Below are 24,191 nucleotides of genomic sequence, written 5' to 3'. Positions count from 1 at the left end.
CGACAACAGAACCTGGCAGCCCAACACGCCTCAGATCACCACTGCGGCGGCTTGACAGGCTCATTGAGAGTCCTTTCTTGCTGCATTCACCATGTACGAACAGCACCTATAACGTCCAATAGCCAGTTTTCACCGTTCCCATAGACAACATCTATAGTTGGCTCCATGGCTGGACTCGAGCTCCGTCACCTGCGGTATCTCCTCGCCGTCGCCGAACACGGCAACTTTTCCCGCGCCGCCGAGGAGCTATATGTGTCGCAACCCACGCTCTCGCAGCAGATCAAACAGCTGGAAACGACGCTCGGCGTGCAACTCGTCGACCGCGGCGGCCGCACGGTCCGGCTGACGGATGCCGGCGCCGCTTTCGCCGAGCGCGCCCGAAGCGCGCTCCGCGAACTGGCCGCCGCCGAACGGGCCATCGAGGACGTCCAAGATCTCTCCCGCGGGCACCTGCGCCTGGGCATCACCCCGACGTTCATCACCTATCTCATCGGCCCGCTGACGGCCGAGCTGTACGCCCGCCATCCCGGGATCACCCTGACCGTGGTCGAGATGTCCCAGGACAGCATCGAAGCGGGCCTGCTCGCCGACGATCTCGACGTGGGCATCGCGTTCGTCGGCGCTCCCGTCCCCGGCATCGAGTTCGCCGCGCTGTTCACCGAGCACCTCGGCCTCGTGGTCGGCGGGCCGCGGGCCACCGGTCTGGCGGTCCCGCTGCCGGTCCGCGCGCTGGACGATGTCCAGCTGGCGCTGCTCAGCAGCGACTTCCTCACCCGGACCCACATCGACACCTATTTCGCGGCACACCATGTGGCCCCGCGGATCATCATCGAGGCCAACTCCGTCCAGGCCCTCACCGAGATCGTGCAGCGCACGCCGCTGGCGACGGTGCTGCCGGACGCCGTCACCCACGACCATCCGCACCTCACGCCGGTGCCACTGGACCCGCCCATTCCGACCCGGACCGTCGCGATCCTGCGCCGTGACGGCGGCTACCACAGCGCGGCGGCATCCGCGTTCGTGCGGCTCACGCACGAACTCGTCGCAGATCGCGGCTATGCACCGCCGGGGTGATCGTCAGAAGAAAGCCGTGTCGCGCAAAGCAATTCACGTGCCGGCCGCACGGGGGAACTCAAACGTGAACGTTCCTCCCACTCTCAATTTATGGCACACCCCGGGGCTTGCGGCAAGACCCCGGTGGTGCCGCACAATCGTCCGGCCAGCCGGTACGACGAATGGGGGATGTCATGACGAACACGCCGAAGCCTTTTGAAGTGCATGAGTCGGGCGCGCTGCTGCACGGCACCAAAGCCGACCTCGCGGCGGGTGATCTGCTGCAGCCCGGGTGGGAATCGAACTACGAGACCGGCCGCGTCTCGAACCACGTCTACGTCACGCGGACACTGGACGCCGCGGCCTGGGGGGCCGAACTCGCCGCCGGCGACGGTCGCTGCCGCATCTACATCGTCGAGCCGCTGGGCGAGCTGGAGGACGACCCCAACGTGACGGACAAGAAACTGCCGGGCAACCCGACGCACTCCTACCGCACCCGCGAGCCGGTCCGCATCGTCGGCGAACTCACCGATTGGGTCGGGCATTCACCGGAGCAGATTCAGGCGATGCGCGAGGGCCTGGCCGACCTGCAACGCCGGGGCCTTGCCGTCATCTACGACTGACGGGTGCCGCGTCTCGAGCGGTGTGTGTCTCGTACATGCGCCCAGCGACGATCAGCGCGGACACCGCGGTGATTCCGGCGGCCACCCAGATCGCGGCGCGCAGCCCCCACAGGTCGGCCGCGATTCCGCCGACGACCGCTCCGGCCGCATATCCGCTGTCGCGCCACAGGCGATAGATGCCGACGGCACGTGCCCGCCACAGCGGGTGCGCCACGTCGCCGATGGCGGCCAGCAGAGTCGGGTAGACCATGGCTGTGCCCGCGCCGAGCAGCGCCGCGGCCGCAGCCCACCACCCGAACTTGTCGACGGTGGCGATCAAAGCGAGCGCGAGCGCCTGGGCGAACATGCCCGCGGTGATCAGATGCTTGCGACCCCACCGGTCCGACAGGGCGCCCGTGAGCATCTGACCGACGCCCCACACCGCCGGATAGACAGCGACCAGCACCCCGATGCGGTCGACGGGCAGACCGTGCCGCGCAAACAGAATCGGGAACAGTCCCCAGGACAGCCCGAAGTTGAGATTGTTGACCAGGCCGGCCTGGCTGGCCGACGACAGTGCGGGCTCGGTGAAGCTGGTGCGGACGAAGATCTCCCGGTTCGACGGTCCGACATGGTCGTCGTGGTGAGCACCGGCTTCGAGGTGGGCGTGCCCGCGGGTCTCCCTGACAAACGCGACGCTCAGACCCAGTCCGATCACCGCGTAGCACAGGCCGAGGAGGAACGGCGCCGGGCGCAGTCCGTGGTCGGCGGCCAGGTGACCGGCAAGGACCGCGGTGAGCGCGACGGCGCTGTACCCGGCGGCTTCGTTGAACCCCATCGCCAGCCCGCGCTGGTAGGGGCCGACCAGGTCGATCTTCATCACGACGGTCGTCGACCACGTGAGTCCCTGGTTGATGCCGAGCAGCACGTTCGCGACGATCACCCAGCCCCACGCCGGCGCCCACATCAGTAGCAGTGGAACCGGAACCGCGAAGAGCCAGCCGAGGATCAGCACCGGCTTGCGGCCGAACCGGTCTGACCACGTCCCGGCGAAATAGTTGGTTGCCGCCTTGGTGATGCCGAAGGCCAGGACGTAGGTGAACAGAAAGGTGTAACCGGTCAGGTGGAACTGCTGCTCGGCGAGCAGCGGCAGCACCGTCTGTTCTTGGCCCACCATGCCGCCGACGAGGGCATTGACCATGACCAACAGGGAGAACTGGGCGAGGTTGGCGCGCAGGCCGAGTCGGGGACCGGTGGGCCTCATGCGCCGGTCACGAGCTTGCCGCCGGTGGCGTGCACCCAGTCATGCGGCCCGCCGTCGAGCACCGTGAGGTCACCGAGCCCGGCCGCCGCGAGCAGGCTGGCAGCACCCATGGCGCGTTCGCCGTGGCCGCACATCACGACGGTCGGCTTGTCGGGCAATTCGCCGGCCCGCGCGGCGACGTCGCCGAGCTCGATGTGAACGGCCCCAGGCAGGTGCCCGGCCAGGTACTCCGCGCGCTGGCGAATGTCGAGCACCTGACGCCCCAGGACGTCGCCCGCCGACACGAGCGGGATGCCGGTAACGTCATGGCCCGCCGACACCCAGGCATCGATTCCGCCGTCGAGTTCGCCGACGACGGTGTCGAAGCCGATCTTCGCCGCCTGCCACGCGATGTCGGCGGCGTCCTGGTCGGCATCCCGCACCACGATCACGGCGCGGTCGGCAGGGATCAGCCAGCCGAGCCAGCTCGCGAACACCGGACGCAGCGGGATCGAGACGGCACCGCGGATGTGTGCGTCGGCGAAGCGGTCGAGCGGCCGGGCGTCAACGAGCACGGCCCCGTCGGCCAGGTGCGCGCGCACGGTATCGACCGTCAGCTTGCGCAGCGCCGGGTCCGCGTCGAGCACGGGTGGACCGAGCCGGTTGATCTCTCCCAGACGCTGGAAGTAGGGCGGGTAGCTGCCGAGAGAGCCGAGAAGCTGTGAGACGAACGTGTCTTCGTCAGGCAGCTGGAGCAGCGGGTTGGTCGCCAACTCGGTGGCGATGGTGCTGGTGCGCTCGGTACCCGGCGGCGCGGAACAGAACGAGCCCGCGCCGTGCGTCGGCCAGACCCGGACGTCGCCCGGCAAGGTGGCGAGTCGGTGCAGCGAGGCGAACTGGGCGCGGGCCAGTTCTTCGGTCCGGTCCTCGGCCACCAGGTCGGTGCGGGCAGCCGACCCGACGATCAGCGATCCGCCGGTGAAGACGCCGACTTCCGCTGCGCCGTCGAGTAACAGGAAAACCATGTGTTCGTGGGTATGGCCGGGTGTCAGCATGGCGCGCAGCCGCAGCCCGCCGAGGTCGACCTCGTCGCCGTCATGCAGACCGGTATGCGCGAATTCGCGGTGCCCGGCAGCCGATGCGAGGACGCGCGCCCGCCCTTTGGTCGCGAGTTGGTGTGCGCCCGAAAGGAAGTCGGCGTGCAGGTGGGTGTCGGCGGCGAAGGCGACCGTCAGCCCGCGTTTGGCTGCGGCCTCGTGCACGGCACGCAGATCGCGGCTCACGTCGACGACGAGTGCGCGCCCATCGCCGAGGTCGACAAGATAGGCGGAGTTTCCAAGGCCCTCGTCGACGAGGGGAACCAGGTCGACGGACATGTCAGGCTTCCTTCGGGACAACGCTGTCGCTGATCACGTGCGCACTTCGGCGGTGCAGGCCCGGGATCAACATCGCGACCCGGCCTTGGTAGTCGAGGTACTGGCGGCCGAGGGCAGCCCGGAGATCGTGCTCCTCGAATTGGATCGCGATCAGGATGTAGCCCGTCGTGGCGATCGCGAAGAGCAGATGACCGGCGGTCATCGTGGGAATGGCCCAGAAGGCGACGATGAAGCCGAACATGATCGGATGCCGTACGACGCGGTACAGCAGCGTGGTGCGAAACTCCAAGTCGCGGTACGGAGTTCCGCGCCATGCGAGGTACACCTGCCGCAGCCCGAACAGGTCGAAGTGATTGATCATGAAGGTCGACAGCAGCACGATCAGCCACCCCGCCGCGAACACCGCCCACAGCACCGCGCGGCCCGGCATCCAGGTCACGTCCCACACGATGGCCGGCATGGTGCGCCACTGCCAGAACATGAGGATGAGCGCCAAGCTCGACAGCAGGACGTAGGTGCTCCGCTCAATTGCCTTGGGCACCAATCGGGTCCACCAGCGTTTGAACGCCGGTCGCGCCATCAGGCTGTGCTGTACCGCGAACACGCCGAGCAGCACCACGTTGACGACCACCGCCTCACCGGCCGAGGCGGCAATGCCGTTGTCGACGGTGCGCGGCACGACGAGGTTGCCGACGAAGCCGATCGAATAGAGGAATGCCGCGAGGAACACGACGTAACAGACGGCTCCGTACGCGATCGCAAGGTTGCGGACCATGTCTCCTCCTCAGTTGGTTGCCCGGTGCACCGAGCGCACCGCCCGACCCGCCAGCCACCATTCGGGGTAGCCATCGGAGAGTCGTTGCGCCCGAAGGCCTTTCGCCCGCAGCATCGTCACGGCCTCGTCGGCGTACACGCAGTAAGGTCCCCGGCAATATGCGACATACTCCTTGTCACGCGGGAGTTCTCCGAGCCGGCAGGACAGGTCGGCGACCGGCATGGACAGCGCGCCGTCGATGTGCCCGGCCGCATACTCGCGCTCGGGCCGCACATCGAGAACCACGACTTCGTCACCGGCCATGCGACGCGCCAATTCCTCCGGCGTGACCGGCTCGAAGCCGTCGCGGTCACCGAAGAAGTCGCCCACTACCCGGTCGACTTCAGCGAGGTGTTGCTCGGCGGCGTGCCGCAGCGCCAGGACGAGGCCGACGACTTCGGCTCCACTGATCCGGTAGTGCACGAACAACCCATCCCGGCGGGCGATGACGAGTTGCGCCTGACGCAGCTGCTGCAGGTGCCGGGACGTGTTCGCGACCGACAGCCCGGTTTCGGAGGCGATCGATTCCACGGTGCGCTCACCCTGCGCCAGCAGGTCGAGGATCTCGAGCCGGTGCGGGTTGGCGATCGCCTTGCCGATCCGGGCGAACTCGCCGTAGAGCCGGTCCTTGAACTTCCGCTTCGCGCCAGCATCACTAATCACCTATTCAAGGTAATCCTTGAATAGGTGATTAGGAAGGGTTTTCCAGACCCCTTCTCAAACCACCATACGTAAGCCTAAACTTACCGTTAGTGACTACTTACGAAACCGCCGATCCATGGGGTGCTCTCGCCGACCGCACCCGGCGGACGATCTTCAAACGATTGGCCGCCGGGCCGCTCGCGGTCGGCGAGCTCGCCGAGGGACTGCCGGTCAGCCGGCCGGCGGTGTCCCAGCACCTCAAGGTGCTGCGCTGCGCCGGCCTGGTGACCGACCGACAGGTCGGCACCCGGCGCATCTACCAAGTCGACCCCCGTGGCGTCGCGGCCCTGCGGGCCGAACTCGACGTGTTCTGGGACAAGACCTTGACGGCGTTCAAACAGCTGGCCGACGACGAAGGGAAACATTCATGACCGAGGTGGCACCGATCCGCAAGAGCGTCGTCGTCGAGGCGCCGGTCGACAGGGCGTTCGCGTTGTTCGTCGACCGCTTCGACGCCATCAAACCCCGCGATCACAACCTGCTGGCGGTCCCCGTCGCGGAGACGGTCTTCGAAACCCATGTGGGCGGCCACCTCTACGACGTGGGCACCGACGGCAGCACGTGCCGGTGGGCGCGCGTGCTGGCCTACGAGCCGCCCAAGCTCGTGGTCTTCTCGTGGGACATCGGGCCGACATGGCAGGTCGAATCCGATCCCGGCAAGACCAGCGAGGTCGAGGTGCGGTTCACCGCCGAAGCCGACGGGCGAACGCGCGTCGACCTGGAGCACCGGAACCTGGAACGCCACGGCGCCGGCTGGCGGTCGGTGGCCGACGGGGTCGACGGCGAGGCCGGCTGGCCGCTGTACCTGAACCGGTACCACGACATCGTCGCCGCGGAGGCGTGACCATGTCGTCGCAGCGTTCCATGCTGGACCTCGCGTACGAGGAGCGTCGCGACCTCGCCGCCTATCTGCGGACGCTGTCCGACGCCGACTGGCGGGCCCCTACGTTGTGCACCAAGTGGTCGGTGAAAGACGTTGTCGCACATGTCGTGAGCTACGAAGAGCTCAGCGTCTTCGGCCTGTTGCAGCGCTTCGTCCGGGGGCGGATCGTGCGCGCCAACGAGGTCGGCGTGCGGGACTTCGCGAGCTACACCCCCGCGCAGTTGATGGATTTCCTCGAGGCCCACCTGCGGCCGCAGGGGCTCACGTCCGGGTTCGGCGGGATGATCGGACTGGTCGACGGGACCGTCCATCACCAGGACATCCGCCGGGCGCTCGGCCATCCGCGCACCATCCCGGCCGAACGCCTCGAACGCATCCTCCCGGCAGTCCCGGGCAACCCGCGACTGGGCGCAGGAAAGCGAATCCGGGGGCTGCGGCTGCGGGCCACCGACGTCGACTGGCAGCACGGCGCGGGGCCCGAGGTGCTTGGCACGGGCGAGGCATTGCTGATGGCGATGACCGGACGCCCAGCGGCCGTCGACGAACTGGGCGGCCCGGGTCAGCCGATTCTCGCGGCGAGATTGCGGTAATCGCACAACCGCGAGAAATCAGCCGTTTGTACTGCAGACAGACGGCGCCTCATGCGGTATTCCCATTAGAGGGACATATGTCCCTCTTTCGGGCCGCGCGAGAGGACCGACCATGAACAACGCCACGTACGTCGGACGGGTCGGGGGGCTGGCAGTGGCACTCGGGGTCGGTTTCGCGATCGCGAGCACACCGGGCACGGCGTGGGCCGACGATGCCGCGAATCCGGGAGCCACCTCAGCGCCGGCACAGAACGCCGCGCCGGAGACGGCCGGCGCCACGAAGCCCGCCGCGAAGGCAGGCAAGAACAAGCGCCTGCCGGGCAAGGCGAGCAGCGAGAAGCAGCGCGCCACCAAACCCGCACCGACGGCGGAAGACAGTCCCGCGAAGACGCAGGCGACCGCGAAGACCGTCACCGGGTCCACGAAGAAGCCCACGCCGCGCGCCATCCAGGCCGACGTGGAAACCGTATCGGCCCCGGCACCGCGGGCGGTGGCCGCAACGGTCGTCGCGACATCGGCGGTGACGCCGTCGGTCACGTCCACCCCGACGCAGGCGAACGGCGCCGTCAGTGTCATGTCGGCGTCGAGCCTCGAGTCGTCGGCGAACGGTGGTCCCGTCACCCCGGACTTCTCGCCGGTGGCCGCCGTGCTGGCGGCCTGGGGCACCCGCACCCGGATCGAGGCCCAGACGAAACCCGCCGCGGTCACCTCGACGAGTCAGCCCGTGGCCGCCACCGCGGCGCAACCTGTGGTCGCCACCGCCGCGCAGCCGGTCCCCACCGCCGCGACGACGAACGTCCCGCCACCCTGGCTGAACTATTCGAAGTCGATTTCGGTGGGCACCAATCCCGGCGCGGAGGTGATGGGTGCCGACGGCCGGCTGTACATCGCCAACACCGGCAGCAACACGGTCTCGGTCATCAACACCACCACCGGAAAGCGGATCGACGCCAACCCGAGCTGGTTCTCGCAGGACATCTCGGTCGGTACCGCGCCGAGCGCACTGGCGCTGAGCCCTGACGGCACCCGGTTGTACGTCGCCAACAGCGGCAGCGGCACGGTGTCGGTCATCAACACCGTCGGCTACAAGCGCATCGACGCCAACCCGAGCACGTCGTCGAAGGACATCACGGTGGGCACCACGCCGAGCGCCTTGACGGTCGGCGCGGACGGCCGAATCTATGTGGCCAACAAGGGCAGCGGCACCGTGTCGGTCGTCGACCCCACCACCTACACCGTCACCGACACCATCGGCGTCGGCAGCCAACCGACCGCTATCGCGCTCGGCACCGGGAAGGTGTACGTCGCCGATCAGGGCAGTAATACCGTCTCGGTGATCGACACCAGCACCCTCGGCGTCACCGGCATCGCGGTCGGCACCTCACCCACCGCGCTCGCGTTGGGCACCGGCGGCAAGCTCTATGTGGCGGGCCAGAACAGCACGCTGTCCACCATCGACACCGTCACCGACACCGTGCTGCCCGGCGCGGTCGCGGTGGGTCCCGCCCCCAGCTCGGTGGCCGTCAGCGCCGACGGCAGCATCGCCTACGTCGCCAACGGCAACGACACCGTCTCGGTGATCAACACCGCCACCTCGGCCGTCGTCAGCACCGTCCGGTTCGACACCGACGCCGCCGGTGGCCACGCCGTCGCCGTCGCCCCGGGCGGCGCCGTCTACGTCACCGACGCGACCGACCGCACCGTGCGCGTACTCGTGCCGCCCTCACTCATCGCCACGTCGGTGACGAAGATCGGGAGCGTCGGCGTCTCGGGCGTCGGCTCGACCCTGTTGAGCACCGACGGCACTCGCGCGCTGGTCATCACCGGCCCCTCGCCCATCTCGACGACCAGCACCACCCGCGTCGCGGTGATCGACACCGCGACCGGCAAGCAGGTCGGTAGCACGGTGTCCATCGCCGGCAAGCCCGGCGTCCCGGCATTCAGCGCCGACGGCACGCGGGCCGTGATCACCGCCGCGGGCACCACGACGACGCAGCTGGCGGTGATCGACCTCGCGACCGGCAAGCAGACCGGAACGACCCTCACCCTGCCGGGCGCGGTCGGCGTGCAGCTGCTGTCGGCCGACGGCAGCCGTGCGCTGACCACCACCTACGGCTCGGGCACCACGCAGGTCGCGGTGATCAACACGCTCACCGGCGCCCAGACCGGCACCACTGTCTCCGTCACCGGCAGCAGTCTGGAGGCGCCCGTCCTGACCGCCGATCGCACGCGCGCCCTGATCACCACCAGCCGCCCGATCTGGGAGGCCCCGGACACCACGCGGGTGGCGGTGCTCGACACCACCACGGGCACCCAACTCGGCGCCACCGTCGAGATCGCCGGCAACGAGCTGGCCCCGCCGGTCCTCAACGCCGACGGCAGCCGGGCCGCGATCACCAATCAGACCGGGGATTTAGCCTCGGGCTACACCACGCAGGCGACGGTGATCAACGTCGCGACCGGCGCGCAGGTCGGCGCCACCGCGGACCTCGACGGTGAGGGCATCTCGTACGGCGCACCGGTGTTCAACGCCGCGGGCAACCGCGTCGTCTTCATGGCCCGCACCGAGGGCCCGGTCAACACGTTCACCACCCGGCTGGCGGTCCTGGACGCCGCCACCGGCGCCCCGGTCGGCACCGGACTGGTCGTCGCCGGCGACGGGGCCCGCGAGCTCAGCGCCGACCGGACCCGCATGGTGATCACCGCGACGTCGACCGACCCGGCCACTCAGGTGACGACCACCAAGCTCGCGACCGTCGACCTCGCCACCGGCAACCAGATCGGCGACGTCACCCTGCCCGGCACCTGGCACTCGCTGCTGATGACGCCCGACGGCAGCCGCGCCGTCACCATCGCCGGCGACAACGCCGGGACGCACGTGGCCGTGATCGATACGCTCACCGGCGCCCAGACCGGCACCACTCTCAACCTCGCGGGCGAGGAATTCGGCTCCCGTCTCATCAGCGTCGACGGCAGCCGGGCGCTGATCACCACGTCCGTCTACAACGGGGCCACGAGCGTCAACAGCGAGCGGTTGACGGTGCTCGACACGACGACCGGCGCGCAGATCGGCAACACCGTGACGCTCATCGGTTTCCTCAACGGCGGGGTGCAGTACAGCGCCGACACCGGGCGTGCGGTGGCGATGACCATCAGCAGCAATTTCAACACCACCGGCGTCCCCACGTCGCAGGTGGCGGTGATCGATACGACCACCGGCTTCCAGCTGGGCAGCACCCTCACGCTCAAGCCCGACAACGGCTACCTCGTCCTCAGTGGCGGCGGCACCCGCGCCGTCGTCAGCACCGGGAGCCAGCTCGTGGTCATCAACACCGCCAACGGCGCACAGGTGGGCAGCGCCCTCACCGGGGTGGGCAGCAATCCGCTGTTGACGGCCGACGGTAGCCGCGCGCTGACCACCGGGATCTCCTACAACGCCTGGACCCGCACGTACACGACGACGGCACGGGTGCTGAAGATCGTCTAGTGGTGGTCGTGGCCGGCGTGGTGCTCGTGGCTGCCCTCATGTCCCGCGTCGGGTGAGCCGCCCATCATGCGCAGCATCGGGATGCCGCCGGTGCGGACGAATCGCAGCACCAGGCCCGCGGCCAGCAGCAGGAAGACGATGTTGAGCCACGTGGTGTAGTTCCAGGAGATGCCGCTCTCCATCACCATGGCGTTGCGCTGCGTGGGGATGAGACCCGTTGCGCCGAACAGCAATTCGACGAGGTAGCCCGCCGCGACCATGGACACGTAGAAGGTGGCCAGCAGCGTCAGCATCATCCGGGTGCCGTAGTACTTCCGGTAGATGTTGAGGATCGGCAGGATCAGCAGGTCGGCGAAGATGAACGCGACCACGCCGCCGAAGCTGATGCCGCCGTTCCACAGCACAGCCGCCAGGGGCACGTTCCCGATGGAGCAGACGAACGACACGATCGCCACGACCGGCCCGACGATCGGTCCCCAGATCGCCGACCACGTCGGATCGTCGGCGAGAAAGAAGTTCTCCCAGAACGTATTCGGCACCCACGCGGCGATGGCACCGGCGATCAGCAGGCCGATGATCAGGTCCCGCAGGATCGCCGCCCACTCCATGACGAAGACGTGCGAGACGGACGTGAAGCCGGGTCCCGAGAACAGGCGCTTGGCGAACGAGCCCTCGCCCTGCACCGACATGTCCATGGCGGCATGCCCTTCCATCGAACCGGCGATGCCCTGGTCCGCCTGCACGCGGGCCGCGTCGATGAGGCGGCTGCGCACGAACAGGCGGAACAGCACCGCCAGAACGACGATCATGATCGGGCCACCGATGAACTCCGCGGCGGTGAACTGCCAGCCCATCAGCAGGGCCAGGATGATGCCGAGTTCGACGACGAGGTTGGTGGAGCCGATCTCGAAGGCCATCGCCGCGGTGAAGTTGGCGCCTTTGCGAAACAGCGAGCGCGCCAACGCCACTGCCGCGTACGAGCACGACGACGATGCGGCGCCGAGTCCGGCGGCCACGGCGAGGGTCTTGGGCTGGTCGTCGCCGAGGAGGCGGACGATCGTCGATTTCCGGACGACGGCCTGCACGACGGCCGACAGCGCGAACCCGAGGATCAGCGCCCAGAGAATCTCCCACGTCATCGAACCGGCCAGGGCCAGTGCGTGACCGATCGCAGCGATCGCGGCGTCCATCAGGTGACGTTAACCCGCCAGCGGCGTTCCGAATCGTCGAGCGTGGGGGTTCACGCGGGAAATCGGCCGGATCTCCACGTCATCCCCCACGCTCGACGGTGATCAGGCCGGGCTGCCGATGAACTCGATGCCGGCGTTGATCGCCGGGCGGTGCCGCAGCATGCGATAGTGCGCGAGCTTGCCGAGACCCTTGGTGGTGAGCAGCTCGGAGCCGGGCCACGCGGCGGCGAGCTTCACGCTCGACGAGTACGGGCTGTCGGGGTCGTCGGGGTCGTGGATGAGCAGCAGCGGCGGGTGGCCCGCGCGGGCCGCGAGGTTGACCATGTTGGTCTCTTCCAGCGACATGCCGATCCGGCGGACCAGGCGCTTCTGCAGGCCCGCACGGATCCGGGGGCCGAAGTTGTGGCGCGCGGCGAACAGGTCCAGGTACATCGGGTAGTCGCCCATCGGCGCGAGCAGCACCAGCCGGCCGACCTTCGCGCCGTTCACCGCGGCGGCCATGGTGGTCGCGTTGGCCCCGAGCGAGTGCGCGACGACGGCGTGCGCCGGCCCGTGGTCGCGGATGACGGCCGCGACGGCGTCGGCGCATTCGATTGCGGTGGTGCGTCCCGGCGCGAGCGCGCCCGGGTCGGACTCGTTGTGGCTGGGCAGGTCGAACGCGATGACACGATAGCCGGCGGTCACCAGCGGTTTGATGAACATGCCCAGGTGCGGCCGGCGGCCGCCCCAGCCGTGCACGAGGTACACCGGCGGCCCGTCGCCCCAGGATTCCCCGGCGATCCGGTGGCCGTCCCAGTGCGCTTCCAGCGGTGCGCCGGGCTGGACACCGGGCGGCATGCGCAGGCTCTGCTCGATGATCGGCGGGGTGCACCACAGCTCGGTGGCCCAGCGGGATCCGATGGGCGGCGCGAACCGTTCGAGCAAGGCGAACTGTTTGCGGATCTTGGGATCGACCGGCGGTTGCACACCGGAGCCCTCGACGTCGAGCACGACGTCACGGTCCGAAGACGACTCGACCATGTGTCGAATCCTAACGACCGCCCGGAATCCGGCTGCGGACGCTTTGCGGGCAACGGCCGCAGAAACACGTCAGGCCCCCTCGAAAGGGGGCCTGATCAGTGTGGCAGGTACAGGATTCGAACCTGTGTAGGCTTCCGCCGACGGATTTACAGTCCGCTCCCATTGGCCGCTCGGGCAACCTGCCGGGTTCGTCGCCTCCCGGTGACCCCGGGTTTGGCGCGAGTAGCAGAGTACAACGAAGATGTACCGAACACGAAAACGGGACCCCGACCAGGGGCGCAGATACGGAGGGCAATCCAATGGCGGATTCATCGTTCGACATCGTCAGCAAGGTCGACCGGCAGGAAGTCGACAATGCGCTGAACCAAGCCGCCAAGGAGCTGTCCACCCGCTTCGACTTCCGCGGCACGGACACCACCATCGCCTGGAAGGGTGACGAGGTCATCGAACTGGTCTCCTCGACCGAGGAACGTGTGAAGGCCGCCGTCGACGTGTTCAAGGAGAAGCTGGTCCGCCGCGACATCTCGATGAAGGCGTTCGACGCCGGCGATCCGCAGCCCAGCGGCAAGACCTACCGGGTGTCGGGGACGCTGCAGCAGGGCATCAGCAGCGAACAGGCCAGGAAGATCACCAAGATCATCCGCGACGAGGGCCCCAAGGGCGTCAAGTCGCAGATTCAGGGCGACGAGATCCGGGTGTCCAGCAAGAAGCGCGACGACCTGCAGGCCGTCATCGCCCTGCTCAAGGGCGCCGACCTGGACGTGGCGCTGCAGTTCGTCAACTACCGCTGACGCTCAGCCGTCGCTGTTCAGCTCCTTGTCCAGGTGGGTGCCGACGTTCTTGCTGTCCCCGTGATGGTTGGTCATGTTGCGGCACTCGCCGTAGAGCTTGAACGCGAGCCGGCTTTCGCCCTGGTAGTACTCGATGTTGATCGCGACGCCGTTCCGGTTGATGGTGCCGCCGTAGTTGTGCTGGGTGGGTAGCTTGTCCGACCAGCCCGCGGCCAGCATGGCCTTCTTGACCTGTTCGGCGTAGTCGTGACCGCTGACGCCGGGAGGCAGTTGCGCGCTCATCTCGATGTACCCCCGGTTCGGCGGAGCGCCGTCGTCATTGCAGGAGGCGAGATAGCCGCCGCCGGTAACGTCTTGCAGCCCAGCCACTTTCCGCAATTGCCGGCCGGCGTCGAGGACTTGCGCCATGGACTCTTCATCGGTCATCGGGTGCGCTGGACGATCACTGTGCGGAAACAAGCCACATCCTCCTAACAACAGGGCACAGGCGACAGCCGCTGTACCGACGCGATATCGACTACTTGTACTCATGGTCGTTCTTCACCGTCTCACCTGGGCGATTGGATTCGGGATCCGAATATGCCGGGGTCCCGGGGATGGGGATGTCGACGTGCGGTACCGGGACGTCGATGCCGAACGGCAGGTCGATGTGGTCGGGTGTCGAGATGGTCGGCCGGTGCCGGTCCGCGGCCAGGAGTCCGTCGGTCGCGAGGCGTTCACTGTGTCCGCTGGCGATGTCGGTCATCGCCCGCAACGACTCACTGCCCATGTCGTAGTACTTCGAGTGATCGTGGAAGCTCCAGCCGGTTTCGCCGGCCACCTCGGCCCGGAACCGGGTGGCGCCGAATCCCTCTGCCGACGGATCGGTCCCCAGACCGGCGACGGGCCCCAGCGGATTACCGAGCTCGGTGTTCAGCCATTGGGCCGCCCCCGGACCGCCCATGCCCAGTCGGGCGACGGGATCGGTCGATGCCGCCCCGACATACACCTGGCCACCGTTGACGTGGAAGTCCGCGGCACTATGCGCCAAATCTGTTCCAGGACAACCGATCAACACGACATCATTGACTTTCATACCGCTGCCCGCGCACGCATCGGCAACCGTGGTGGACCCGTACGAGTGACCCATCACCGTGACGTGCGACGAACCCTGATGCGTCGCAGCCAGCCCGTTGACGTCGGCGGCCAGTAGGTCGCCACCCTGCCTGGCCAGGGTCGGGTTCGCGATGCGCGGATCGGTGAAGCTGTCGGGCGCGTCGTAGCCCATCCACATCATCACCGCGGTGGAGCGGTTCGGGTCGGCCAGCCTCGCCTGGTCGTACACGTGAATCGCATCGTCGTGGCCGTCGGCCAGCCAGCCGTCGTGGACGCTGCTGCCGGTGCCGGGCACGATCACCGTCGTATTGTCCGCGGTGTCGGGGTTCCCGAGGCAGATGGCCGCCCGCCCCTGTCCGCCATCCGCCTCCGGTTGATAAGCCCACAGCATGACGGGACGTTCCCGCTTCGAGTCGGTGCCGGACCCGCGCTGGTGCGCGAGACCTTCACTGGTGCGCCGGGCGTTGTAGAACCGCGTGGCGTCGGTCTCCGTCAGCCCGTACCGGGCGGGGTCCTTGAGGACGTCGTCCTCTGACACGTGATTGCGGCCCGCGACGTCGCGGACCCGGTTCAGGTCGTCGTTCATCACCTGCTGATTGACGGCGTCCCGGGCACTGGCCGGGACACCGTTGAGGTTGCCCAATTCCGGCGGATGCCGGGCGATCAGCTGCTGTTGCTGCTCCGGCGTCAGTGCGTTCCACCACTTGTTGACGTCCTCGGGGTTGGTCCCCGGCGGCGGAATCTGGATGTCCTGCCCGCCGATGTTGACGGGCGCGGAGGGTTTCTGGCCTTGTACTGCCTGGTCGATCGCCGTGGCGGTGAGCGTGTCAGTGGTCTCGAAGGCCTTCAGCTGCTCCTGAATGGAGTCGGTGAAGAACTCGGCTGTTTTCTTGAGGGGCCCCAAGTCGCCGATCAGCCACTGCTGCGGGGTGACCACGCCGTCATCGCTGACCGAGAACCCCAGCATGAGGGCGGTGTCGACAAATTCGAGCAGGGTGCTGCGCAGCGAGGTGAGCTGATTGCCGCCGTCGGTGAGCGCCTTGGCCAGCTTGTCCAGCCGGGCCCGGTAAGCCTCCTGCTCATCGATCAGCTGCTGTGCCTTGGCGATTGCGGCGTCGCTCGCCTGCCCCTGCCAGTTCGCTTTCAAGTTGGCCAGCTGGCCGCGCTCCACGCCGATCACGATCTCCAGCGCGGCCGACGTGGTCCGCACGTCATCGGCGGCGTCGAGCATCGCCCCGGGCTTGGCCGCGCGTACGCGCGACACCGTCACCGTCACTACTGCCGCACCCCCTCGGCGATCGCTCCTCCGATCGTCGCACAGCGTGGGGGTACCAACCGACACAACATGCAATTCGCACCATCGACCGGACAGTCCGCCAATCCCGTCGCTCCGCTCGCCCGGGCGACATAACCTGTCGCCATGGCATCAGCGCAGCGCGTACCGACCGTCGTCGTCCTCGGTGGCGGGTCGTGGGGCACCACGGTGGCCTCGATCTGTGCGCGGCGCGGCCCGACGCTGCAGTGGGTGCGGTCGGCGGAAACCGCCGCCGATATCAACGAAAAGCATTGCAACAGCCGCTATCTGGGCGACGGGGTGGCCCTTCCCGAATCGCTGCGGGCGACCACCGACTTTTCCGAGGCCGCCAATTGCGCCGACGTCATCGTGATGGGCGTCCCGTCGCACGGCTTCCGCAACGTGCTGGGCGAGCTGGCCAAGGAATTGCGGCCGTGGGTCCCGGTGGTGTCGTTGGTCAAGGGCCTGGAGCAGGGCACCAATATGCGCATGAGCCAGATCGTCGACGAGGTGCTGCCCGGGCACCCGGCCGGAATCCTGGCCGGACCCAACATCGCCCGCGAGGTCGCCGAGGGATACGCCGCCGCCGCGGTCCTCGCGATGCCGGACCAGCACCTCGCCGCGAATCTCGCGGGCCTGTTCCGCACCCGGCGTTTTCGAACCTACACAACCGACGACGTGATCGGTGTCGAGATGGCCGGGGCGCTCAAGAACGTGTACGCCATCTCCGTCGGCATGGGCTACTCCCTGGGCATCGGCGAGAACACCCGCGCGATGGTGATGGCGCGTGCCGTGGCCGAGATGTCCAAGCTCGGCGTGGCGATGGGCGGCAATCGTGACACCTTCGCGGGCCTGGCCGGCATGGGCGACCTGATCGTCACCTGTACCAGTCAGCGCAGCCGTAACCGGCACGTCGGCGAGCAGCTGGGCCAGGGCAAGACCGTCGACGAGATCATCGCCTCGATGAACCAGGTCGCCGAGGGCGTCAAGGCTGCCAGCGTGATCATGGAGTTCGCCGAGACGCACGGGCTGAGTATGCCGATCGCCCGCGAGGTGGACCGGGTGATCAACCACGGCTGCACGGTCGAGGACGCCTACGCCGGCCTCATGCTCGAGAAGCCCGGGCACGAAGTCCACGGCGCGGGGTTCTGACCTCGACGGTCAGTTGAAGTAAGGGTTGCGGTCTTTCGGCCTGTCCAGCAACGGATTCGACTCGTTGACGATGAAGCTGCCGGACGGGCTGACCACGAAACCGGACTGGTCGAAGCTGTTGACGCACGCCGTCATGGTGCCGTCGGTACCGCACGTGATGTTGCGGTAGGTGATCCGGGAACCGCCAGGCAGCGTCTGCACCGCGCCCGGCATCTCGCCGACGTACTTCGGCCCGTTCAGGGTGTTGAACGCCGGCGCGCCGACCTGCTGGCCGACGACCACGTTGGTGCCCTCCGGGGCGCCCGGCATCGAGCCGCTACAGCCGTACTCGCCTTCGTTGCGGCGCATGATGCACGTCAGACCGCCGGGGGCCTGGAACATGTAGAACGTGCCGTCCTTGCTGGCGTAGGTCGACGGGGTGACAGGCTTGAATCCGTTGAGGTTCGGCGCGGCGGGTCCCGGTGGCGGGGGCACCGGCTCCGGCGGCGGAGCTGCCGCGGCAACACCCGGAACCAACGAGATCGCCCCAGCGGCCACGACCGCACCGATCAGGATTCTGCTCAACACCCGCTCAGCGTAGAACCCAATGACCACGCCTCGCAGCGTCAGCCGCAAATCACTTGCAGCCGAGGTCGACGTAAACCGTGGTGTTCTGACCGCGCAGCTTGCCCTCCTGGCTCGACAGCTCGCGCCCGTGCCGGACGGCGGTGACGGTGCAGTTGTCGATGGATCCGCTGCCGACGCGCGACTCGATGACCCGGAAGCCCTCGGTCTGCAGCCGGTGAATCGTCTGCGAGGCAGACTCCCCCGGCGCCGGCGGCACCACTGGCTGCGCCGCGGCCGGGGCGGCCGCCGCGACCAGCAGGGCCAGGACGATTCCGGGTCCGGCCGAGATCTTGGTGGAACTCTTCATGGTTTTTCCCTTTCCGCATCCAGCGCCGACAGCGCTGGATCAATAACTTCGACGGTAGTCGCGAAAAAGGGAGAGAAACACATTCTCAGGCCGAACCCATACGGATATCCGCATGAATCATGTCGAATTCAGGCGAAATTCAAACAGTCGACTCAGATACGTGCGGGTTGTGCGACTCACTCACCGTCACGTACTCCCCGACTTCCCGGTCCATCGGCAACCGCACCCGGAAAACCGTTCCCGCAGTGTTTGATTCGACCTCCACGCGACCACCGTGCGCTTTGACGATCGTCGACACGATCGCCAGGCCCAGCCCCGTGCTACCGAGCACGCGAGAACGCGATTTGTCGGCGACCACAAATCTGTCGAACAAATTCGGCAACAATTCTTCCGGAATTCCCGGGCCGTCATCGGCGACCGCCAATTCCACATATCCGGGACCCGGTGTCAGGCTGGTCGTGACCGAAACTCCGGCCGGCGTGTGGACACGCGCGTTGGCCAACAGGTTGCCGATCACCTGATGCAACCGGGCCGGGTCCCCGCGGACCCACACCGGCACATCGGGCAGACGCGAGCGCCAGCGGTGCGCGGGCGACGACACCGCGGCGTCGTTGACGGCATTGATCACCACGTCGCACAACTCGACGTCGTCGGTTTCGAGGTCCTGATGCTCCTCGAGACGCGAGATCAGCAGCAGGTCCTCCACCAGGCCGGACATCCGCTGCGCCTCGGCCTCGATACGGGCCAGCGCGTATTCGGTGGTCTCGGGCAGTGCAGCGCTGTCCTGGCGGGTCAGTTCGGCGTACCCGCGGATGGCGGCCAGCGGTGTCCGCAACTCGTGGCTGGCGTCGGTGAGGAACTGCCGCGTGCGACGGTGCGACGCGGCGAGCTCGGCCAGCGCGCTGTCGACGTTGTCCAGCAGCTTGTTGAGCGTGTCCCCCACGATGCCGACCTCGGTGCGCGGGTCGGTGTCCTCCGGCCGGACCCGTTCGGTGATGCGGTGGTCCTCGCTGCCGAACTGGCGGGTCGCCACCTTCGCCGCCGTCGAGGCCACGCGGCTCAGCGGCCGCAGCGCATAGTTCACCACCGCGATGGTGCCGACCGCGGTCAGCGCGATGGCCAGCAGCGTCATGACCGCGACCGCGACGGTCTTGCGCGCCACCACACTGTTGGCGTCTTCCATGGACACGCCCGAGACCAGCACGTCACCGCCACCGGCGTCCTGTCCCGCCATGCGGTACCAGCCGAGTCGCGGCAGCTTCACCGTCCGCGGCCCGAGGTTGGTCCACTGCTGCCCGCTGACGGCCTTGACGACGTCGGGCTGGACGGGCTTCGGTTCGCCGTCGGGGAACACCGCCGACTGCACGACGACGCCCTTGTGCAGTACCGCGATCAGGTTTCCGGGCGCCTGGCCACCGAAGGCCGTCAGGCCGTCTTCTCCGGCATCGATCGGGTGGGCCGGATCGCCGCGCTTGATCTCCAACCGGTCATAGGAGTGGCCGAGGGCGTCCAGCGAGCGCTCGAGTTCCGCGTCGCTCATCGCCGACACGTAGCTGTGCAGGCTGTACACCGACAGCACGCCGACCGCCAGCAGCACGACGGTGACCAGGGACGTGACGCCGAACACGAGCCGCCGGCGCAGGGTGCGCGGACGCCACCACGGCGCCCGAACCGGGGTACGGGCAGGTACTCGGGTCGGCACCCGGGTCACACGCGTCACCTCGGGCAGGTTAGTCCTCCGCGTCGGCAGGGCGCAGCATGTAGCCCACGCCACGCACTGTGTGGATCATCGGCTCGCGATCGGTGTCGATCTTCTTGCGCAGATACGAGATGTAGAGGTCGACGATGCTCGACTTGCCGCCGAATCCGTAGTTCCACACCCGGTCGAGGATCTCCGCGCGGGCGATGGCCCGCCGCGGGTTACGCATCAGGTACCGGAGCAGCTCGAACTCGGTGACGGTCAACGCGATCGGCTCGCCGGCCCGGGTCACCTCCCGGCTGGCGCCGTTGAGGACCATGTCGCCGACCTTGAGCACCTCGTCGGACGCCGGCGCGAGCTGACTGGACCGGCGCAGCAGTCCACGCAGCCGGGCCACCAGCTCTTCGAGGCTGAACGGCTTGGTCATGTAGTCGTCGGCGCCGGCGGTCAGCCCCGTGACGCGGTCCATCACGGAGTCGCGCGCGGTGAGGAAGAGCGTCGGGGTGTAGCCCTCGGCCGCACGGACCCGCTGCAGCAACTGCAGGCCGTCGGTGTCGGGCAGCATGATGTCCAGCACGACGAGATCCGGTTCCATCTCGCCGAACTTGGTCACCGCGTCGCGGCCGTTGTGCGCAACCTCGACGACCCAGCCCTCGTAGTGCAGCGCCATCTTGACCAGGTTGGTCAGCGCCGGCTCGTCGTCGACCAGCAACACCCGGATGGGGGATCCGTCGGCACGTTCCATGCGCGGCAGCTGGCCGAGCACGGCGGCCCGGGGGTGACCCTCTCGTGGTGGTACCGACATCGTTGTCATTCTTCCATTGTGTTGAGAACACAGAAAATTGTCACTGCGTTCATACCGAGTTCAAATATTAGTCCCTGGATATGACTCACGTCACTTACCTGAGCCGATGTGATGCGCGAGAATCGTTGCAATACAGTGATCTTGACTGGTCGGACCCCCAATCACGAGCATACCGACCGGATCGATTCAAGCCGGTATCCCAGGTCGCCCAATCGATCAACCCTCTGGCCCACGGAGAAGATTTGCGTTCTCTATGGGAACTCTTCCTCGCCTTGCGACCCTGTCTGGCGATAAATACTCTCGCACTTAGCAATTGACGTCGCTTATCGTCGGCGACCGTCGAACAGTTCTGAAACATGTTGTCTCGCAACATGTTTAATCGACAATGGTGTCGGCGGGTGTGCGGACCGAAACTCGCGCAGCGCATCTGCACATGTGTCCATCGGACAACAATCGGAGAACGGAAACCTAGGCATGCTAGAAACCGCCCCGCCGGCAAAGGGTCTACGCGCCATACTGCGCTACGACCTGCCTGCGTCACTTGTCGTATTCCTGGTGGCACTCCCACTGTCGCTCGGCATCGCCGTCGCGTCCAACGCGCCCATCCTGGCCGGCATCATCGCCGCCATCGTCGGCGGCATCGTCGCCGGCGCGCTCGGCGGCTCGCCGCTGCAGGTGAGCGGACCGGCCGCCGGCCTGACCGTCGTCGTCGCCGGATTGATCGCCCAATTCGGCTGGGGCGTGACGTGCGCCATCACCGTCGGCGCCGGCATCCTCCAGATTCTGTTCGGCCTGAGCCGCGTGGCCCGGGCCGCGCTGGCCATCCCGCCGGTCGTCGTCCACGCCATGCTCGCGGGCATCGGCATCACCATCGCGCTGCAGCAGCTGCACGTGCTGCTGGGTGGCAAGTCCAACAGCAGCGCCTGGGAGAACATCCACGAGCTGCCGGCACAGCTGATGAACGTCCACGGCCCCGGGTTCCTGCTCGGCATGCTGGTCATCGTCACGCTGGTGGCATGGCGCTGGGTGCCGGCGCCCGTCAACCGGATTCCCGGCCCGCTCGTCGCCATCGTCGGTGTGACGGCGCTGTCCGTCGCGCTGCCGTTCGACGTCAAGCGCATCCAGATCAACGGCTCGCTGCTGGACTCGCTGTCGTTGCCCACCCTGCCCAACGGACAGTGGGCCGCCGTCTTCGCGGGCGTCCTGACCGTCGCCCTCATCGCCAGCGTCGAGAGCCTGCTGTCGGCCGTCTCGGTCGACCGCATGCACAACGGCCCGCGCACCAACTTCGACCGTGAGCTGATCGGCCAGGGCGCGGCCAACACCATCTCCGGCGCCATCGGCGGCCTGCCCGTCACCGGAGTCATCGTGCGCAGCTCGACCAACGTCGCCGCGGGCGCCAAGACCCGGGCTTCGGCCATCCTGCACGGGTTCTGGATCCTGCTGTTCGCGGTGCCGTTCGCCGGCCTGGCCCAGCTGATCCCGACGTCGGCGCTCGCCGGCCTGCTGATCGTCATCGGCTGCCAGCTGGTCAAGAAGGTGCACATCGAAACCGCCCGTCGCACAGGCGATATCGCGGTCTACGCCATCACGGTGCTCGGCGTCGTCTTCCTCAACCTGCTCGAGGGCGTCCTGATCGGCCTCGCACTCGCGGTGGCCCTGACCGTGTGGCGCGTGATCCGCGCCAAGATCGTCACCGAGCACATCGCGGGCAACGACTGGCGCATCGTGATCGAGGGCTCCGTCAGCTTCCTGTCGCTGCCGCGCCTGACCTCGGCGCTGGCGTCGGTGCCGACCGGTTCGGACGTCACCGTCGAGCTGTCGGTGGACTTCATCGACCACGCCGCCCACGAGACCATCGATGAGTGGAAGCGCCAGCACATCGCCGGCGGCGGCTCCGTCGAGATTCACGAGCACGGCACCGCCGAGCTGCACAGCGCGGCCGCCGGTCCGCCGACCCGCACGTTCACGCCGTTCGACAAGCGTTCGGGTGTCGTCCCGTGGAAGTCGCAGCCGCAGACCTCGTCTGTGATGGAGGGTCTGGAGACCTACCACCGCCGCACCGCACCCGTGCTGCGTCCGCACATGGAGGACCTGGCCCACGCCCAGAAGCCGGAGACGCTGTTCATCACCTGCGTCGACTCGCGGGTCGTGCCCAACGTCATCACCAGCAGTGGCCCCGGTGACCTCCTGACCGTCCGCAACGTCGGCAATCTGATCCCGGAGGGACGCGCCGACGCCTCGGTCGAGGCCGCCATCGCCTTCGCCGTCGAGGTCCTGGAGGTCCGGTCGATCGTGGTGTGCGGCCACTCCAGCTGCGGTGCCATGACCGCGCTTCTGGGCGGCGACCAGGGTCACGACGAGCACCTGCACACCTGGTTGGAGCACGGTGACGCGACGTTGCGCGCCTTCGACGAGGGCCGCCACCCCGTGGCCGTCGCGGCGGCCGAGGAAGGCTTCGGCGTCGTCGACCAGCTGTCGATGGTCAACGTCGCGCTCCAGGCGCAGACGCTCGCCGCCCATCCCCTGGTCCGGGCCCGGCACCTCGCCGGCGATCTCGAGGTGATCGGGCTGTTCTATGACATCGGCACCGCGGCCGCCCTCCGGGTGACGCCGGTCAGCGTGGACCGTCTGGTCGAGGTTGCCGAGTAGTACCTGATTGATCCTGCGCCCAGGGCCGTACCCCGCGAGAGCGGCAGGCCCTGGGCGCAGTGTCATTTCCGGGTCCTGTTCAGCTCAGCCGCAGCAGCATCCGCCGGACGCCTGCGCGCCGGACGGCAGCTCGACGTCCGGCGGTTCGCCGTCGGGCCGCCAGTCGAACGGGAAGTGCTTGCTGGAGGCGCCGAGGTACTCGTGGGAGAAGTCGAAACCGACGGCGTCGGCCTTCTTGACCACGCCCCACGTCGCCACCTGTCCCGGCCCGACTTCCGCGCCCGGGGCGTTGACGGTGGTGACGCGACGGTTCGGATCGGCCGTCGGCCCCGTCAGCGCGTCGACGCGGACGTCGACCTTGCCCGGAATCTCCGCCCGCCAGTAGGCGAGGTCGTCGGCTGCGGCGAAGTTGATCGGCGCGTACTCGATGCCACGCAGCTCGCTGATCAGGCTGCCGAACTCTCCCGGCCAGCCGCCCTCGTCGCCGCGGAAAATCCGCTCGAGCGCCGCGCGCTGATCGGCGTCGGCCTTCTCGTCGATGTAGAACATCAGCTTCATGGTGGCGTCCGGGTCGCCGATCCACATGTTGCCGGCGAACTCGCCCAGGGCCACCACCCCGAGACCGCTGAGATCGGTTGTGCCGTAATGCCCTTCGTGCACCTGCCAGACGAGGGTGAACAGGCAGTCGCCGTGCGTGGGCTCCTGCGCGAAGCTGCACGGGCAGGGCAGCTTGCAGCTGCACACATCGAACCACTCGCCGCGTAGATGCCAATCGGCCTTCGGGGTTGCCGCCACCGTCATCGCTGAATCCCTTCTCGTGTGCATACCCC

At 67.8% G+C, this 24,191-nt stretch carries 22 protein-coding genes and 1 tRNA gene; 9 read left to right on the top strand and 14 right to left on the bottom strand.

Annotated elements, in window-relative coordinates; genetic code table 11:
* The first annotated feature begins 165 nt into the window (after window positions 1-165).
* Window positions 166-1,074, top strand: a complete 909-nt coding sequence (gene cynR / locus ACJH6J_RS08160) for a transcriptional regulator CynR (RefSeq protein WP_406803794.1) — start codon at window positions 166-168, stop codon at window positions 1,072-1,074.
* A gap of 173 nt (window positions 1,075-1,247) precedes the next feature.
* On the top strand, window positions 1,248-1,676 hold the full coding sequence (arr, locus tag ACJH6J_RS08155; protein WP_406803793.1) for an NAD(+)--rifampin ADP-ribosyltransferase: 429 nt from the start codon (window positions 1,248-1,250) through the stop codon (window positions 1,674-1,676).
* Here the strand turns inward: arr and ACJH6J_RS08150 are convergent.
* Genes ACJH6J_RS08150 through ACJH6J_RS08135 form a run of 4 tightly spaced genes read right to left on the bottom strand, consistent with a single transcriptional unit; the run spans window position 1,663 to window position 5,751 of the window.
* Window positions 1,663-2,919 carry an MFS transporter gene (locus tag ACJH6J_RS08150; protein WP_406803792.1) on the bottom strand — a complete coding sequence of 419 codons (1,257 nt, stop codon included), beginning with the start codon at window positions 2,917-2,919 and terminating at the stop codon, window positions 1,663-1,665. The genes arr and ACJH6J_RS08150 overlap by 14 nt on opposite strands.
* On the bottom strand, window positions 2,916-4,274 hold the full coding sequence (locus ACJH6J_RS08145; protein ID WP_318985724.1) for an MBL fold metallo-hydrolase: 1,359 nt from the start codon (window positions 4,272-4,274) through the stop codon (window positions 2,916-2,918). The genes ACJH6J_RS08150 and ACJH6J_RS08145 overlap by 4 nt, the downstream gene beginning before the upstream one ends.
* Window position 4,275: 1 nt before the next feature.
* A complete protein-coding gene (mddA, locus tag ACJH6J_RS08140; RefSeq protein ID WP_318985723.1) occupies window positions 4,276-5,049 on the bottom strand; it encodes a methanethiol S-methyltransferase in 774 nt (257 codons plus the stop codon).
* A 9-nt stretch (window positions 5,050-5,058) separates the two neighbouring features.
* Window positions 5,059-5,751: an ArsR/SmtB family transcription factor gene (locus ACJH6J_RS08135; protein ID WP_406803791.1), complete on the bottom strand. Its 693-nt coding sequence runs from the start codon at window positions 5,749-5,751 to the stop codon at window positions 5,059-5,061.
* A gap of 89 nt (window positions 5,752-5,840) precedes the next feature.
* Between ACJH6J_RS08135 and ACJH6J_RS08130 the strand changes: the two genes are divergently transcribed.
* The 4 genes from ACJH6J_RS08130 (at window position 5,841) to ACJH6J_RS08115 (ending at window position 10,750) form a co-directional block, all read left to right on the top strand.
* On the top strand, window positions 5,841-6,161 hold the full coding sequence (locus tag ACJH6J_RS08130) for a helix-turn-helix transcriptional regulator (protein WP_212806982.1): 321 nt from the start codon (window positions 5,841-5,843) through the stop codon (window positions 6,159-6,161).
* The gene (locus tag ACJH6J_RS08125; protein ID WP_406803790.1) at window positions 6,158-6,634 is read left to right on the top strand and encodes an SRPBCC family protein; all 477 of its coding nucleotides are present in this window, start codon (window positions 6,158-6,160) and stop codon (window positions 6,632-6,634) included. Before ACJH6J_RS08130 ends, ACJH6J_RS08125 begins: the two co-directional genes overlap by 4 nt.
* A gap of 2 nt (window positions 6,635-6,636) precedes the next feature.
* Complete coding sequence (locus ACJH6J_RS08120; protein ID WP_406803789.1) at window positions 6,637-7,263, top strand: maleylpyruvate isomerase family mycothiol-dependent enzyme; 627 nt, start codon at window positions 6,637-6,639, stop codon at window positions 7,261-7,263.
* A gap of 112 nt (window positions 7,264-7,375) precedes the next feature.
* A complete protein-coding gene (locus tag ACJH6J_RS08115; RefSeq protein WP_406803788.1) occupies window positions 7,376-10,750 on the top strand; it encodes an SMP-30/gluconolactonase/LRE family protein in 3,375 nt (1,124 codons plus the stop codon).
* Here ACJH6J_RS08115 and ACJH6J_RS08110 read toward each other — a convergent pair.
* The 3 genes from ACJH6J_RS08110 to ACJH6J_RS08100 form a co-directional block, all read right to left on the bottom strand.
* Window positions 10,747-11,940, bottom strand: coding sequence for a permease (locus ACJH6J_RS08110; protein ID WP_406803787.1), 1,194 nt, complete (start codon window positions 11,938-11,940; stop codon window positions 10,747-10,749). The two genes, ACJH6J_RS08115 and ACJH6J_RS08110, sit on opposite strands and share 4 nt — an antisense overlap.
* Before the next feature lie 102 nt (window positions 11,941-12,042).
* Window positions 12,043-12,960 carry an alpha/beta fold hydrolase gene (locus ACJH6J_RS08105; protein ID WP_406803786.1) on the bottom strand — a complete coding sequence of 306 codons (918 nt, stop codon included), beginning with the start codon at window positions 12,958-12,960 and terminating at the stop codon, window positions 12,043-12,045.
* Window positions 12,961-13,061: 101 nt separating this feature from the next.
* Window positions 13,062-13,144, bottom strand: a tRNA-Tyr gene (locus tag ACJH6J_RS08100).
* A 115-nt stretch (window positions 13,145-13,259) separates the two neighbouring features.
* On the opposite strand from ACJH6J_RS08100, the gene ACJH6J_RS08095 reads away from it, so the two are divergent.
* Window positions 13,260-13,751 (top strand): YajQ family cyclic di-GMP-binding protein, encoded by a 492-nt coding sequence (locus ACJH6J_RS08095; protein ID WP_406803785.1) that lies wholly within the window; start codon window positions 13,260-13,262, stop codon window positions 13,749-13,751.
* 3 nt (window positions 13,752-13,754) lie between these two features.
* Here the strand turns inward: ACJH6J_RS08095 and ACJH6J_RS08090 are convergent, their stop codons facing one another.
* Together ACJH6J_RS08090 and ACJH6J_RS08085 are read right to left on the bottom strand one after the other, a co-directional pair.
* On the bottom strand, window positions 13,755-14,177 hold the full coding sequence (locus ACJH6J_RS08090; protein WP_212806987.1) for a hypothetical protein: 423 nt from the start codon (window positions 14,175-14,177) through the stop codon (window positions 13,755-13,757).
* 91 nt (window positions 14,178-14,268) lie between these two features.
* The gene (locus ACJH6J_RS08085) at window positions 14,269-16,122 is read right to left on the bottom strand and encodes an alpha/beta hydrolase (RefSeq protein ID WP_406803784.1); all 1,854 of its coding nucleotides are present in this window, start codon (window positions 16,120-16,122) and stop codon (window positions 14,269-14,271) included.
* 144 nt (window positions 16,123-16,266) lie between these two features.
* On the opposite strand from ACJH6J_RS08085, the gene ACJH6J_RS08080 reads away from it, so the two are divergent.
* On the top strand, window positions 16,267-17,292 hold the full coding sequence (locus ACJH6J_RS08080) for an NAD(P)H-dependent glycerol-3-phosphate dehydrogenase (protein ID WP_061003366.1): 1,026 nt from the start codon (window positions 16,267-16,269) through the stop codon (window positions 17,290-17,292).
* A gap of 9 nt (window positions 17,293-17,301) precedes the next feature.
* Here the strand turns inward: ACJH6J_RS08080 and ACJH6J_RS08075 are convergent, their stop codons facing one another.
* The 4 genes from ACJH6J_RS08075 to ACJH6J_RS08060 form a co-directional block, all read right to left on the bottom strand.
* Entirely contained in the window at window positions 17,302-17,859 is a 558-nt protein-coding gene (locus tag ACJH6J_RS08075) for a hypothetical protein (RefSeq protein ID WP_234785478.1), read from the bottom strand.
* A gap of 49 nt (window positions 17,860-17,908) precedes the next feature.
* The gene (locus ACJH6J_RS08070; protein ID WP_061003364.1) at window positions 17,909-18,205 is read right to left on the bottom strand and encodes a hypothetical protein; all 297 of its coding nucleotides are present in this window, start codon (window positions 18,203-18,205) and stop codon (window positions 17,909-17,911) included.
* 139 nt (window positions 18,206-18,344) lie between these two features.
* Window positions 18,345-19,916, bottom strand: coding sequence for a sensor histidine kinase (locus tag ACJH6J_RS08065; RefSeq protein WP_406801560.1), 1,572 nt, complete (start codon window positions 19,914-19,916; stop codon window positions 18,345-18,347).
* A gap of 19 nt (window positions 19,917-19,935) precedes the next feature.
* Window positions 19,936-20,718 carry a response regulator transcription factor gene (locus ACJH6J_RS08060; protein ID WP_064858471.1) on the bottom strand — a complete coding sequence of 261 codons (783 nt, stop codon included), beginning with the start codon at window positions 20,716-20,718 and terminating at the stop codon, window positions 19,936-19,938.
* Window positions 20,719-21,183: 465 nt separating this feature from the next.
* On the opposite strand from ACJH6J_RS08060, the gene ACJH6J_RS08055 reads away from it, so the two are divergent.
* A complete protein-coding gene (locus tag ACJH6J_RS08055; RefSeq protein WP_406803783.1) occupies window positions 21,184-23,361 on the top strand; it encodes a SulP family inorganic anion transporter in 2,178 nt (725 codons plus the stop codon).
* An 84-nt stretch (window positions 23,362-23,445) separates the two neighbouring features.
* Here the strand turns inward: ACJH6J_RS08055 and ACJH6J_RS08050 are convergent, their stop codons facing one another.
* Window positions 23,446-24,156, bottom strand: a complete 711-nt coding sequence (locus tag ACJH6J_RS08050; protein ID WP_406803798.1) for a DUF1326 domain-containing protein — start codon at window positions 24,154-24,156, stop codon at window positions 23,446-23,448.
* Between the last annotated feature and the right edge of the window lie 35 nt (window positions 24,157-24,191).

Source organism: Mycobacterium sp. SMC-18, from assembly GCF_045310895.1.
Classification (GTDB): domain Bacteria; phylum Actinomycetota; class Actinomycetes; order Mycobacteriales; family Mycobacteriaceae; genus Mycobacterium.
This window is presented reverse-complemented; position numbering and strand designations above follow the sequence as displayed.